Here is a 408-nt window from a genome sequence, read left to right as displayed (position 1 = left end):
CGCCTCCGCGGGCGGCAGGCGTCCCGCGGGCGCGGGCCCGGATTCCCCGGCGGGGCACTGACCGGGTTGCCGAGGTCGTCCGCTCCACCGCCCGACCCGTCGTCCGTCCGGCTGGCGGGGCCGTGGACCCACCGGGACGTCTCGGCCAACGGCATCCGGCTGCACGTCGCCGAGCTCGGTTCCGGTCCGCTCGTGCTCCTGCTGCACGGCTTCGGCGAGTTCTGGTGGGTCTGGCACCGGCAGCTGCGTGACCTCGCCGACGCCGGGTACCGGGCCGTCGCCGTGGACCTGCGCGGGTACGGCGACTCGGACAAGCCACCGCGGGGCTACGACGGGTGGACGCTGGCCGGCGACGTGGCCGGACTCGTCCGCGCGCTCGGGGAGCGCCGGGCCCACCTCGTCGGGCAC

General features: G+C 77.5%; 1 protein-coding gene. It reads left to right on the top strand.

The features are described 5' to 3' along the window. Positions 1-66: 66 nt before the first annotated feature. On the top strand, positions 67-408 hold a 342-nt coding region (locus SACPADRAFT_RS0224385; RefSeq protein WP_040924835.1), incomplete at its 3' end, for an alpha/beta fold hydrolase.

This window comes from Saccharomonospora iraqiensis subsp. paurometabolica YIM 90007 (assembly GCF_000231035.2).
GTDB lineage: Bacteria > Actinomycetota > Actinomycetes > Mycobacteriales > Pseudonocardiaceae > Saccharomonospora > Saccharomonospora paurometabolica.
Note: the sequence above shows the minus strand (reverse complement) of the source record. Positions and strands in the feature narration are given on the sequence as shown.